Origin of the sequence: Virgibacillus sp. SK37, assembly GCF_000725285.1 — a bacterium.
In the GTDB taxonomy this organism is placed as follows: Bacteria; Bacillota; Bacilli; order Bacillales; family Amphibacillaceae; genus Virgibacillus_Q.
Genome location: NZ_CP007161.1, coordinates 51,570 through 64,753 on the forward strand (window position 1 = coordinate 51,570; position 13,184 = coordinate 64,753).

Below are 13,184 nucleotides of genomic sequence, written 5' to 3' on the forward strand. Positions count from 1 at the left end.
ATTTTTCGACATATATCTACGCAATAGAATATCAATTAATCCTTTTTATGTCAATATGGTTTTCTAAAAAATAAAAATAAATTAGAAAATTTGTTAATTGACTCCATATTTAGGTTAATACTATACTTGCACGGTATTTGGCAAAATCCATGATAAAAGCTACAATAGAAATAGTTTTAAATTTATGTTGGGAATGGATTGAGGAGGTAAAGTAAATTCATGGAAAAAAACGGAAAGACATTTTATATAACTACTCCAATTTACTATCCAAGTGGCAATTTACACATTGGACATGCTTATTCAACAGTTGCAGGTGATGCAATTGCTCGTTATAAAAGAATGCGTGGATATGAAGTCATGTATCTGACAGGTACAGATGAACATGGTCAGAAGATCCAGCAAAAAGCAGAAGAAAAAGGCATGACACCACAGGAATATGTGGATGATATTGTTAGCGGCATCCAAGACCTATGGAAAAAATTAAAAATATCAAATGATGATTTTATTCGAACCACGGAAGAGAGACATAAAAAAGTCGTTGCAAAAATATTTGATCAGCTACTAAAACAAGGAGATATTTACCTTGACCAGTATGAAGGCTGGTATTGTACTTCATGTGAATCCTTTTTTACGGAACGGCAATTAAATGAAGGGCATTGTCCGGATTGTGGTGGCCCAGTAGATAAGGTAAAGGAAGAATCATACTTCTTTAAAATGAGTAAATATGTTGACCGCCTTGTGCAGTTTTATGACGAACATCCAGAATTTATTCAACCGGAAAGTCGTAAAAATGAGATGCTGAACAACTTCATTAAACCAGGCTTAGAGGATTTGGCAGTATCAAGAACTACATTTGATTGGGGAATAAAAGTACCAGGCGATCCAAAGCATGTCATTTATGTATGGATCGATGCTTTAACGAATTACATCACTGCATTAGGCTACGGTTCGGAGGATGAATCAAAGTATAAGAAATTTTGGCCTGCAGATGTTCATTTAATGAGTAAAGAAATTGTGCGCTTCCATACAATATACTGGCCAATCATGTTAATGGCATTGGATTTACCTCTGCCTAAAAAAGTATTTGCACACGGTTGGATTTTAATGAAAGACGGAAAGATGTCTAAATCAAAAGGAAATGTAGTGGATCCGGTAAAACTTACTGATCGCTACGGCCTGGATGCATTGCGTTATTACTTATTACGTGAAGTTCCGTTTGGATCTGATGGGGTATTTACGCCAGAGGGATTTGTAGAACGTACGAATTATGATTTGGCAAACGATCTTGGAAACCTGCTAAATCGTACAATTGCGATGATCGAGAAGTATTTTGATGGACAGATACCTGCATATAAGGCTTCTGAAACAGCGGTCGATGAAGCATTAGAAGCTTTTACAAAGGAATCTGTTGAAAAAGTAGAGGAAGCAATGGAAAATATGCAATTCTCTGTGGCCTTATCCTCCTTATGGCAAATGATTAGCCGGACCAATAAATATATTGATGAAACAGAACCATGGGTGCTGGCAAAAGATGAATCGAATAAGGAAAGACTTGGTAATGTAATGGCCCATTTAGCCGAGTCACTAAGGAAAGCGGCAGTTATGCTTCAGCCATTTTTAACGGAGTCACCTACTGAAATCTTTAGACAGTTAAATATTACAGAAGAAGCCTTGAAGGAATGGGATAGCCTCTATACACACGGACAAATTAAAGCAGGCACTCGCGTTCAAAAAGGTGAACCGATCTTCCCGAGGTTAGAAGTTGAGAAAGAAGTACAAGTAATTAAGCAAATGATGCAAAAACCAGTACAGGAAGAGAAAAAGCCTGTGAAGGAAGAAAGCGGGAGCAAAGAACTTATCGAGTTTGATGACTTTATGAAAGTAGATATGCGTGTTGCTGAAATTATTCAGGCAGATAAAGTTAAAAAAGCAGATAAGCTATTAAAGCTACAGCTGGATGTAGGAACGGAAAAACGCCAAGTGGTTTCCGGTATTGCTAAATATTATGAGCCTGAGGATATAATCGGCAAAAAGGTAATCTGTATTACAAATCTAAAACCAGTTAAATTGCGTGGTGAAATGTCAGAAGGAATGATCCTCTGTGGAGAAGACGAAACTGGAGGGTTAGTTTTGACAGCAGTTGATGAAACCTTACCAAATGGATCTGTAATAAAATAGGAGAAATATAAATGAGGGGAAGGTCAATCAATGATTGGCCTTTTCCATTTTGCACAGGCTGATATAAGGAGGAATTACATGCTATTTGATACACATGTTCATTTAAATGCAAGGCAATTTGAAGAAGACCGGGAAGATACGATTCAGCGAGCATTTGATGCAGGGGTACAGCACATGGTTGTTGTTGGTTTTGACAGAGAGACGATACCTTTGGCTATTGAAATAGCGGAGGAGTATGACACCATATATGCAGCTGTAGGCTGGCATCCAGTAGATGCAATTGACATGACGGAAGAAGACTTACAATGGATTGAAGAATTATCCTCTCATCCTAAGGTAGTAGCTATTGGGGAAATGGGATTGGATTATCATTGGGATAAATCACCTGCCAATATTCAAAAGGATGTATTCCGTAAGCAAATTCAATTAGCAAAGAAAGTGAATATGCCAATCATTATTCATAACCGGGAAGCTACGGAGGATATAATAAAAATACTGCAAGAGGAAAATGCAAAAGAAGTTGGAGGCATCATGCATTGCTATAATGACTCCGTTGATTATGTGCAAAACTGTTTGGATATGAACTTCTACATTTCATTAGGTGGGCCAGTAACATTTAAAAATGCTCCACTACCAAAGGAAGTTGCAGCACAGGTACCGTTAGATCGGTTGTTAATAGAAACAGATGCCCCATTCTTAGCACCACATCCAAATCGGGGAAAGAGAAATGAGCCAGCTTATGTAAAGCTAGTCGCAGATAAAATTGCCGAAATTAGGGGGATATCTCTCGAGGAAGTTGGTAAAATTACGACAGAAAATGCAAGGAACCTTTTTAAAATCACTTCATAATGGTTGAAGAACTCAAAGAGGGAAACTCCTCTCTTTTTTAACAAAACATGAAATAAAACAGTATTTTTTTAAAGACCAGATGAGTAATCTGGTCTTTTTTGTTACAAATGAGGAAAATCATGGGATATTGGCCTGCCAATGTTTCTCCATACTTCTGTTACATAAATGTAATATAGACAACCTGCTGTAATTTAAATGTAAACCAACCGTAAACGGAAAAGCTTTGACTTTGCATATAACTGTTAATATAATCAAAATGCGTTAAAGGGGAGGCAGGAGCATGCGAATCTTTTCAAAGCTAATGCCGGCGTCTAAAATGAAGCTGGTAATTTCAAGTATTGGTGTTTTGGCACTTGTCGTTTTTTCAGGTTTCGTACTATTTGAAGCATCGAAGGCAGAAGTAATAGTAATAGATAACGGAGAAAAGCAAACAGTAAAAACACATGCGGATACAGTAAAAGGGTTACTGGCAGAGGCTGGAATAAGTGTAGGAAAACATGATGAATTATCACATGAACAGGATACACCTATTGAAGCCGGTATGGAAATCGATTATAAGACAGCAAACAAGGTTATTATAAGCATTGATGGAGAAGAAAAGGAATATTACACCACAAGATCTACTATTGAAGAATTCCTCGCAGAGAATAATCTTGAATTTACAAATCATGATGCAATCTCACATAAAAGCAGTGAAGCAATTCAAGATGGACTACATATTAATGTGAAAAAAGCCTACCAAATTACAATCAAAGATGGAAAAGAAGACAAAAAAGCCTGGACTACAGGTGGGGCGGTAAAGGACCTGCTGGCAGAAGCAAACATAGAGTATGATGATGATGATAAAATTGAACCAGGTCTTGATAAACAAGTAGATAAAGATACAACTATCAAGGTTATTGACGTAGAGAAAGTAACCGATGAGATAACAGAGTCAATTGCTTTTGAAACAGAGAAAAAGAATGACAGCTCTTTGTCCAAGGGTAAGGAAAAAGTTATTTCTCAAGGGGAGAATGGTGCGGTAGTTAAGAAATACGAAGTGATTAAGGAAAACGGCAAAGAAGTAAAACGTGAATTAATTGAGAAAAAGGTAACAAAAGAGAGCAAAAAGCATATTGTAGCGATCGGTACAAAAGCACCTCAGCCTAAACAAGAGGCAAAAGAAAAGACAAATGTAGTTACTTTATCGAGTGAAAAACCTAAGTCTAGTGAGAAGTCTAAGTCTGAGCCATCTAAGAAAAAATCTGGTGGAAAAGTGTTCACAATGAGTGCAAGCGCCTATACAGCAAGCTGTTCTGGTTGTTCGGGTTATACAACTACAGGGATTAATTTAAATGCCAATCCAAACAAGAAAGTAATTGCTGTAGACCCAAGTATTATTCCGTTAGGTTCCCGAGTATGGGTAGAGGGATATGGAGAGGCAATTGCTGGTGATACCGGTGGGCACATTGTAGGAAATCGTATTGATATTCATGTACCAACGAAAAGCGCTGCCTACAGCTGGGGAAGAAGAACAGTACAAGTAAAGATTCTTGATTAACAATGCAATAATTATAAGTTCATAAAATATAGGAAAAAATACTCTTATCATGATATCATGGTAAGAGTATTCTTTATTCTATTATGGTTAAACGGTAATTTAAATGTTAAAGAAATTCATAATATAGATAAACTGCGAAGTAACTTGTGGTGGATGAATTAATTCATTTTACAGAGGAAGCACCCATTGATTTGCGTTTCAGGCGGACGCTTTCCGCCGGCATGGCCTCAGCCGCTTCCTCCGCTACGCTTCGTCCAGGGTCTTCGCCTCATGCTATTCCGGCAGGAGTCGCGGGCCAACAGGACGTTGGTCATGCAATCGTTGCCGCAGGACGTGGCGTTCTTAGATTGCCGCCCTCCACTCCAATCAATTTGTACACAGCACATTCTGGGTGTATGCGAACGCAATTTTTATTCCTAGATCTAATAGTAAATAGTAGCGAAGGGGAAATATGGAGACTCCTGCGGGAGGAGAGGCCTCGATGAGATCCCCGAACGCGTAGCGTGAGGAAGCTCATCAGCCGCCCGCGGAAAGCGGAATATTTCCCCGTAGCGGTAATTTACGCACCCTCTATATATTCCTAGTTAGTTCGTATTTTACTACAACTGTGCAAAGGTAAAACAATCATAAATTTAATTTAATAGAGAAAGAGGAAAAAGATTGAAGATAAAAGAAGTAATTGTTGTGGAAGGAAGAGATGATACAACAAGAATCCAACAGGCTGTTCATGCTGATACGATTGAAACAAATGGATCAGCTATTAACAAAGAAATTATAAAAAGGATTAAGCATGCAAAAGATAAAAGAGGTATTATTATCTTTACAGATCCGGATTATCCTGGTGAACGTATTCGCCATATTATTGATCAAGCAGTTCCAGGATGCAAGCATGCTTTTCTGACACAAGATAATGCACGAGCAAAGCATCCAAGAAATAAAAGCCTTGGTATCGAACATGCAACCAATGATGCAATTCAAAATGCCTTGCTTGGCGTTTATGAGTTGGCGGAAGAAAAAACGAGTGAAATAACAAAAGAAGACCTTGTTTATTATGGCCTACTTGGCGGAAATAAAGCGAGTAAGCGTAGAAAAAGAATTGGAGAGCTGCTTCATATTGGGCACACAAATGGAAAACAACTACTTAAGCGGCTTACCATGTTTGAAATAACAAAGCAACAGTTCGAACAAGCTATAAATCAGATACAGCAGGAGGAAATTGAGGATGTCTAAAAAGTTTATCGCTACCCCTTCTCGTACAAAAGAAATCCTATCTACCTATTCTTTTCACTTTAAAAAAAGCTTGGGACAGAATTTCCTTGTAGATGCTAATATTCTGGAAAACATTTTGAAACAAGCAGGGATTGATAAGGAAGCCGGAGCAATAGAAATCGGTCCAGGTATTGGGGCATTAACAGAGCAGTTAGCCATACATGCTGAAAAGGTGCTTGCATTTGAAATTGATCAGCGTTTATTACCTATTTTAAATAGCACCCTAAGTGATTATAATAATGTGAAAATTATTCATCAAGATATTCTTAAAGCAGACGTAAGGAGCGCGATAGAAGAATACTTTCATCACGGTCAGCCTGTGCATCTTGTAGCAAATTTACCATACTATATAACAACTCCAATCCTCATGAAGCTACTTATGGAAAAACTCCCTGTGGCAAGTTTTACAGTTATGATCCAAAAAGAAGTTGCAGAGCGAATGGCTGCACAGCCAAATAGTAAAAGTTATGGGTCCTTAACAATTGCTATTCAATACTATACAAACGCAAAAGTAGTTATGAATGTGCCAAAACAAGTATTTATGCCACAGCCAAACGTTGATTCCGCAATTCTGCGTTTAGTCACTAGAGAAGAACCACCAGTAGAGGTGGATGATGAAGATTTCTTTTTCACTCTTGTTCAAGCTTGTTTTGCGCAAAGAAGAAAGACATTAAGAAATAATTTATTAAGTCATTTTAAACAGGAATATGATAAAGAGAAAATCTTCGCCCTTCTTGAAGAAGTTGCGATCGATGGTGGAAGAAGAGGAGAGTCCCTCAGCATGGAGGAATTTGCTCGGATGGCAAATGCGTTTTATCGGAATAGAAAATAGAAAAGAGCTATTGTGGTTGCCACAATAGCTCTTTTTGGATAGGAAACACACCATAGCCACATTCGCGTACACGCCTGCGCTTTTGTCCCTTTCTGCAGCTTCGTTAAAATATTTTTCTTTAACACAATATCTATGTTCCCCAATGGCACAGATGGGCAATTGCTTTCATAGCCTATAGAAGTAATATTTAGCGTGAAGGGCTGTGGGGTGAATGTATGAGCTTTTCAAAAGGAGAATTAGTAACACGTATATCATATAAGCATGATCTTTTATTTCGTGTTGCTTCGATACACCAGGAGAAGGTGAAATTATACGGAGAAGATTTCCGCCTGGAAGCCGATGCACCAGCAAAGGATTTAATTAAGGTCGAAGGAAGAGAGCTTGAAAAAAGACGAAAAAAAGAAATGGAAAAGGAAGAGTTCTCATACCGGTTGTTTCGCCAGGATTATAAGCTAATGAAGGAAAAACGTGACTACCAATCAACAGATGGTTATAAATACGAGGAAAGCTATTTTCAGCTACCTGCAAAGGTGCTTCACTTGGATGGGGACCAAACGTATTTAAAAAAGTGTATTGAGCTGTACCAACGCATGGGGTTGCATATACATGGTGTTCACATACATGAAAAGGATATGCCACATCAAATTGGGGATCTAGTGAAAAAAATACAACCAGATATAATTGTCATTACAGGACATGATTCCTATTCGCAGAACAAAGGGGCAAAACGCGATCTCCATGCATATAGGCATTCCAAGTACTTTACGGAAGCTGTAAGAGAAGCCAGAGATATAAATCCAAATATGGATCAGTTGGTTATTTTTGCGGGGGCCTGCCAATCACACTTTGAATCCCTTATTCGAGCAGGTGCCAACTTTGCCAGCTCACCATTACGGGTGAATATTCATGCCTTGGATCCAGTATATGTAGCAGCAAGAATAGCCTATACACCATTTATGGAGAAGGTCAATGTATGGGAAACCTTGCGTAACACATTAACTGGAACAAAAGGAATGGGAGGAGTGGAAACAAGAGGGATCCTTCGAACCGGACTTCCATATATAGACGACAATCTTGAAGATTATTAATTTTTTAAGTGAGGAGATGCAGACAAAAAGGAAGGGTAAAGCCGCCTCTTTGTCTGCATTTTGTATTTTTGACAAAAAAGGATACATAATTTGTTAACATTTACAAATAATATTAGAAATAGACAAATATTATTGTTGACAAGAAAAATAGTATCTTGTTATAATATAAAGTTTTATTTGACTATAATACATGCCTGTGCTATAATTAAATCAGTGAGGTGGATTGTATTGGCTAAAACATTATTCGAAATTAAGCAAGGTCTTGAAGGTCACGTTGGAAAACGTTTAACACTTAAAGCGAACGGTGGTCGCAGAAAGACGATCGAGCGATCGGGTGTACTTGCTGAAACCTACCCTTCCGTATTTATTGTTGAACTGGACCAAGAAGAAAATGCATTCGAGCGTGTGTCATACAGCTACGCAGATGTTCTAACAGAAACCGTAGAGTTAAGTTTTTTAGATGAAAGAACAATAGCAACAATCCTTGAGCAGTGAACAATTTTGTTTACTGCTTTTTACATGGCTTTTTATAAGGAGGTAAGAATTCTGGCTTTATTATTCTTATGCAGAACGGCCGCGTCTGACACCTTCTTTCAACTTAATTTATTTCCTTTTTTACATATATCTGGCTGAGTTAATTCTCCATAATCGCGTAAACTATAAATGTCGTAAGGTAACTCATTAATCAAAGGGGGTTGTTCTTTCATGGCTAGACGAAGAGGGATTATGTCAGACCACTTGAAAGAAGAAATTGCTAAAGAGTTAGGATTTTACGACACGGTACAGCAGGAAGGTTGGGGAGGCATTAGGGCAAGGGATGCCGGTAACATGGTAAAGAGGGCTATTGAAATGGCTGAGCAAAATATGCAGCAGAAGGGCAAATCCGAATAGGGTTTGCTCTTTTGTTAGTGGAGTTTTTAACTAAGTTAAACGATGGTGAAGACCTTGTGTGTTGAAAATAGTGCTTCTGTTCATCTGTCATTAAGCAGCAGTCGCTTTCATGTTTATTAATATGTTACAATTTGAATATCTATATACAAGAAGGTGACGGTGATGGCGCTTTTTGAAAATGCCCCTGCAAAAATAAACTTATCCCTTGATGTATTGAGTAAAAGAGAAGATGGTTACCATAATGTGGAGATGATTATGACAACGATCGACTTGTCAGACAGGGTGATGTTGTCTGAAATCGCTGAAGACCGGATTGAGGTTGCGCTTGAGAGCAGGTATGTACCGAGTGACGAACGTAATTTAGCATATAAGGCTGCAAAAGTCTTCAAAGATACATTTAGTATTCGTAAGGGAGTACGGATTAATATTGAGAAATCCATTCCTGTATCCGCTGGTCTTGGTGGAGGTAGTACAGATGCAGCTGCTGTATTAAGAGGATTAAATCGGCTTTGGTCATTAGATATCCCGACAAAGAAATTGCAGGAAATGGGTGACTTGATTGGTACGGATGTGCCCTTTTGTATTGAGGGGAAAACAGCGATTGCTACAGGAAGAGGAGAGAAGATAGAAAGACTCCCTTCACCTCCTCCTGGCTGGGTTGTTTTAGCAAAACCAGACATAGGGGTATCTTCCCGGACTATTTTCCAGCGTATTGAAATGCAAGAGATCATACACCCCAATACAAGGGAAATACTTAGGGCTTTAAACAATGGAGACTTTCAAAGGATGTGTGGCCATATTGGAAATTCCTTGGAATCCATAACCATGAATTTACACCCGGAAGTGTTACGTATTAAAAAGGCAATGGTGCAGGCGGGTGCTTCTGGTGTGCTTATGAGTGGCAGTGGTCCGACTGTGTACGGCTTAGTGGAGCATCACAGTAAAGCCAGAAGGATTTATAACAGTATGTGTGGCTTTTGTGATGAGGTATATCTTGTCCGACTATTAGGATAGCTATTGCTAAAAGACATATAATAATGATATATTAATTGGTAAATATTCGGTTTTGAGGTGTGGAAATGAAAAGAAGTAATCGGTTGGTTGCATTGACGAACTTTTTCGTTGAAAATCCAAGAAAACATACACAGTTTCCTTATTTTGTGGATCTTTTAAATACAACAAAAGCTTCAATCAGTGAGGACATGGATATCATTGACAGTGTGTTCCAAAGTGAAGGACTCGGGTTTCTTAAGAGAACAACAGGGGCTGCAGGTGGAGTAATGTTTATCCCTGAATCTTCTAAGGAAAAGAGAATACAGTTTATTGATACATTATGCAAAAAACTCGAGGATCCAATACGCATCCTGCCAGGTGGGTATCTGTATATGAGTGATCTACTGGGTGACCCTAAAATGGTGAGAGAAATAGGCAGGATTTTTGCATCTGCTTTTTCACACTTAAATATCGATGTAGTTGTTACTGTAGCTACAAAGGGAATCCCTCTTGCATACGCTGTTGCTTCCTTCCTAGATGTGCCTGTAGTCATTGTGAGACGCGATCCTAAGGTCACAGAGGGTTCATCTGTAAGTATTAACTATGTATCTGGATCATCAAGAAAGATTCAAACAATGGTCTTGCCAAAACGAAGCCTTTGGGAAGGTGCTAATGTGTGTATCATTGATGATTTTATGAAGGCCGGAGGAACAATTAATGGGATTGTTAATCTTTTAGATGAATTTAATGCGAATGTAACCTCAATTGGTGTATTGGCTGAGGCTGATGATGAGGAAGAAGAGCGTGTAGTTGAAGATTATACATCTCTTGTTAAGATATCCAATGTAAATATTAAGGAGAAAAATATAGAAGTCCATGCAGGGAATCTAATTAAATAGGTTCTCCTGTAAATGTTGGGATAAAAACGTTATCTCGTACATTCGTAGTAGGAAGAAACTGTGAACTAAGAATATAGAGACTGCGTAAATCACCGCTACGGGGGAAATATTCCGCTTTCCGCGGGCGGCCTGCGAGCCTCCTCGAACTTCACTAACGTTCCGTTCTGCGGGGTCTCGCTAGTCTCGTTTTTCCCGCAGGAGTCTCCATATTTCCCCTTCGCTAAGGTGTATATCTCAAAGCTATTAAAGATAAGAGCCACTTATTCAATTCTTAAATACCTCAAATTAATCAATAGCACATACCAATTGATTGGAGCGGAAGGGGGCGACTCCTGCCGGAATAGCATGAGGCGAAGACCCTGGACGGAGCGTAGCGGAGGAAGCGGCTGAGGCCATGCCGGCGGAAAGCGTCCCCCTGCAGCGGAAATCAATGGGGCTTAACTCTTCAAATATTTCAGTGAGCTTCAAGCAACAAAGTTATTTTTCACACTTTAAACATCAAAGGTTACGTCGTAGTTTATTTATTTTTCGACTCATTGGGTGATTCCGATAGGTTAGAAATAGGTAGCGTGGTATTTTTTATAGTTTTATTTAAACGATTTTCATAGTACTTTCACCTTAGGAAAAAGTATTTATAAGCCCTTTTTTCTTTCCTTTTAAAACTATTTTATAAATATTTAATTTTTTTAATAATTAAGCAGGAATTTCTTTTCTTTTGTTGAACTATTTAAATAAGTTCAAAAGGGAAAAGGTGGTGAAACATCATGGAAGTAACTGACGTAAGATTACGCCGCGTTAATACAGAGGGAAGAATGCGAGCAATTGCATCGATTACATTGGATCAGGAATTTGTGGTACATGACATTCGTGTAATTGATGGAAATAATGGCTTATTTGTAGCCATGCCATCTAAACGTACCCCAGATGGAGAATTTAGGGATATTGCCCACCCTATTAATTCGGGTACTCGTTCCAAGATTCAGGATGCTGTATTAGAAGAATACCGCCGTGCAGGAGAAGAAGAAGCCGAAGCTGAGGCACAATATGAAGAAGCTGGTGCTTCCTAAATTACCTGTAATTCAACAAGAGGTCTAATCTACATAAGGTTAGCCTTCTTTTTTTTGTCTTAACAAGAGGCTAACATATGTAAATAATTACTTATTGTCAAAACTTCTGCCCTTATCTGCTATTATCTATTGAAATTCGACGTTTTTTAAGATATATTCATAATGGATAAAAAGGAAGGATGGAGGTTTCCTAATGACTAACCGTTATGCTGTGATTCTCGCAGCCGGACAAGGAACTAGAATGAAATCCAAGCTTTATAAAGTGTTACATCCTGTAATGGGACGTCCCATGGTACAGCATGTTATTGATCAAATAAAGACAGTAGAATTAGATAAATTGGTTACAATTGTTGGATTTGGTGCAGAGAAAGTAGCTGAATATATCGGTAAGGACAGTGAACTCGTTATCCAGGAAGAACAATTGGGAACGGGTCATGCTGTGTTGCAGGCAGAAGATCTTCTGAAAGATAAAGAAGGAACTACGATCGTTGTTTGTGGTGACACACCATTAATTACGAGTGAAACTTACCAGGCGCTATTTAATCACCATGAACAGACTGGTGCGAAGGCAACAATTTTAACTGCTGATGCTTCAGACCCAACCGGGTATGGAAGAGTGTTACGTAATGATAGTAATGAAGTGGAACGCATCGTAGAGCATAAAGATGCAACAGAAAAAGAGTTAAGCGTAACTGAAATTAACACAGGTACATACTGTTTTGACAATAAAGCATTATTTCAAGCCTTACAACACGTATCAAATGATAACTCACAGGGGGAATATTATTTACCCGATGTTATCGAGATTCTCCGCAGTCAATCTGAAAAGGTTGCTGCATTTCTAACCCCGGTGTTTGAAGAAACCTTGGGTGTGAACGATCGTGTGGCGCTTGCGCAAGCTGAGAAGGTTATGAAAAAACGTATGAATGAAAAACATATGCGTAACGGAGTTTCCATCATTGATCCGGACCATACTTATATCCAACCTGAGGTTGTTATTGAGCAGGATGCTATTATTCACCCCGGTTGTGTTATTAAGGGAAAGACTGTGATTAAAACAGGTGCAGAAATAGGCCCGCATAGTGAAATAAATAACTGTGATATTGGAGAAAATACAGTTATAAAACAAAGCGTTGCCGCAGATAGCAAAATTGGTGCACGCGTAAATATAGGCCCGTTTGCTCACATTAGACCAGAGTCTGTTATTGGCAATGAAGCGAAAATTGGTAACTTTGTAGAAATCAAGAAAACAAAGTTGGATGACCAAAGTAAAGTATCCCATTTAAGTTACATTGGAGACGCAGAGGTAGGAAGCAATGTGAACATTGGCTGTGGTACAATTACAGTAAACTATGATGGAAAAAATAAATATTTGACCACCATTGAAGATGATGCATTTATTGGTTGTAATTCCAATTTAATAGCACCAGTAACTATTGGCAAAGGATCTTATGTTGCGGCAGGGTCCACCATTACAAAAGATGTACCCGAAGATTCCTTATCTGTAGCAAGAGCCAGACAGACGAATAAAGAAGGATATGCTTCAAAAATAAAGAACCGACAAAAAGATTAACGGAG

Annotated in this window: 12 protein-coding genes; all 12 read left to right on the top strand. The window is 38.5% G+C overall.

The window, feature by feature from the left end; all coding sequences use genetic code 11:
• Positions 1–219 precede the first annotated feature (219 nt).
• Positions 220–2,178: a methionine--tRNA ligase gene (metG, locus tag X953_RS00275; protein WP_040953884.1), complete on the top strand. Its 1,959-nt coding sequence runs from the start codon at positions 220–222 to the stop codon at positions 2,176–2,178.
• Between the two features lie 78 nt (positions 2,179–2,256).
• Positions 2,257–3,027, top strand: coding sequence for a TatD family hydrolase (locus X953_RS00280; RefSeq protein ID WP_040953885.1), 771 nt, complete (start codon positions 2,257–2,259; stop codon positions 3,025–3,027).
• A 280-nt stretch (positions 3,028–3,307) separates the two neighbouring features.
• Positions 3,308–4,567, top strand: a complete 1,260-nt coding sequence (locus X953_RS00285; RefSeq protein ID WP_040953886.1) for a G5 and 3D domain-containing protein — start codon at positions 3,308–3,310, stop codon at positions 4,565–4,567.
• 660 nt (positions 4,568–5,227) lie between these two features.
• A complete protein-coding gene (rnmV, locus tag X953_RS00295; RefSeq protein ID WP_040953888.1) occupies positions 5,228–5,797 on the top strand; it encodes a ribonuclease M5 in 570 nt (189 codons plus the stop codon).
• The gene (gene rsmA, locus X953_RS00300; protein WP_040953889.1) at positions 5,790–6,668 is read left to right on the top strand and encodes a 16S rRNA (adenine(1518)-N(6)/adenine(1519)-N(6))-dimethyltransferase RsmA; all 879 of its coding nucleotides are present in this window, start codon (positions 5,790–5,792) and stop codon (positions 6,666–6,668) included. Before rnmV ends, rsmA begins: the two co-directional genes overlap by 8 nt.
• A gap of 215 nt (positions 6,669–6,883) precedes the next feature.
• Positions 6,884–7,756 (top strand): sporulation peptidase YabG, encoded by an 873-nt coding sequence (gene yabG / locus X953_RS00305; protein WP_040953890.1) that lies wholly within the window; start codon positions 6,884–6,886, stop codon positions 7,754–7,756.
• Positions 7,757–7,984: 228 nt separating this feature from the next.
• Positions 7,985–8,251, top strand: coding sequence for a biofilm formation stimulator Veg (gene veg, locus X953_RS00310; RefSeq protein ID WP_040953891.1), 267 nt, complete (start codon positions 7,985–7,987; stop codon positions 8,249–8,251).
• A 210-nt stretch (positions 8,252–8,461) separates the two neighbouring features.
• Entirely contained in the window at positions 8,462–8,647 is a 186-nt protein-coding gene (locus X953_RS00315) for a small, acid-soluble spore protein, alpha/beta type (RefSeq protein WP_019376374.1), read from the top strand.
• A gap of 162 nt (positions 8,648–8,809) precedes the next feature.
• Entirely contained in the window at positions 8,810–9,661 is an 852-nt protein-coding gene (ispE, locus tag X953_RS00320) for a 4-(cytidine 5'-diphospho)-2-C-methyl-D-erythritol kinase (protein WP_040953892.1), read from the top strand.
• Positions 9,662–9,726: 65 nt separating this feature from the next.
• Positions 9,727–10,539 (top strand): pur operon repressor, encoded by an 813-nt coding sequence (gene purR / locus X953_RS00325; RefSeq protein WP_040953893.1) that lies wholly within the window; start codon positions 9,727–9,729, stop codon positions 10,537–10,539.
• 764 nt (positions 10,540–11,303) lie between these two features.
• The gene (spoVG, locus tag X953_RS00330; RefSeq protein ID WP_019376371.1) at positions 11,304–11,606 is read left to right on the top strand and encodes a septation regulator SpoVG; all 303 of its coding nucleotides are present in this window, start codon (positions 11,304–11,306) and stop codon (positions 11,604–11,606) included.
• Positions 11,607–11,799: 193 nt separating this feature from the next.
• Positions 11,800–13,179 carry a bifunctional UDP-N-acetylglucosamine diphosphorylase/glucosamine-1-phosphate N-acetyltransferase GlmU gene (gene glmU, locus X953_RS00335; protein ID WP_040953894.1) on the top strand — a complete coding sequence of 460 codons (1,380 nt, stop codon included), beginning with the start codon at positions 11,800–11,802 and terminating at the stop codon, positions 13,177–13,179.
• The last annotated feature ends 5 nt before the right edge of the window (positions 13,180–13,184 follow it).

What these genes read in the sequence shown, in the direction of transcription:
- metG (WP_040953884.1), top strand. Translation starts at nt 220, where the DNA reads ATGGAAAAAAACGGAAAGACATTTTATATAACTACTCCAATTTACTAT.
- X953_RS00280 (WP_040953885.1), top strand. Translation starts at nt 2,257, where the DNA reads ATGCTATTTGATACACATGTTCATTTAAATGCAAGGCAATTTGAAGAA.
- X953_RS00285 (WP_040953886.1), top strand. Translation starts at nt 3,308, where the DNA reads ATGCGAATCTTTTCAAAGCTAATGCCGGCGTCTAAAATGAAGCTGGTA.
- rsmA (WP_040953889.1), top strand. Translation starts at nt 5,790, where the DNA reads ATGTCTAAAAAGTTTATCGCTACCCCTTCTCGTACAAAAGAAATCCTA.
- yabG (WP_040953890.1), top strand. Translation starts at nt 6,884, where the DNA reads ATGAGCTTTTCAAAAGGAGAATTAGTAACACGTATATCATATAAGCAT.
- X953_RS00315 (WP_019376374.1), top strand. Translation starts at nt 8,462, where the DNA reads ATGGCTAGACGAAGAGGGATTATGTCAGACCACTTGAAAGAAGAAATT.
- ispE (WP_040953892.1), top strand. Translation starts at nt 8,810, where the DNA reads ATGGCGCTTTTTGAAAATGCCCCTGCAAAAATAAACTTATCCCTTGAT.
- purR (WP_040953893.1), top strand. Translation starts at nt 9,727, where the DNA reads ATGAAAAGAAGTAATCGGTTGGTTGCATTGACGAACTTTTTCGTTGAA.
- spoVG (WP_019376371.1), top strand. Translation starts at nt 11,304, where the DNA reads ATGGAAGTAACTGACGTAAGATTACGCCGCGTTAATACAGAGGGAAGA.
- glmU (WP_040953894.1), top strand. Translation starts at nt 11,800, where the DNA reads ATGACTAACCGTTATGCTGTGATTCTCGCAGCCGGACAAGGAACTAGA.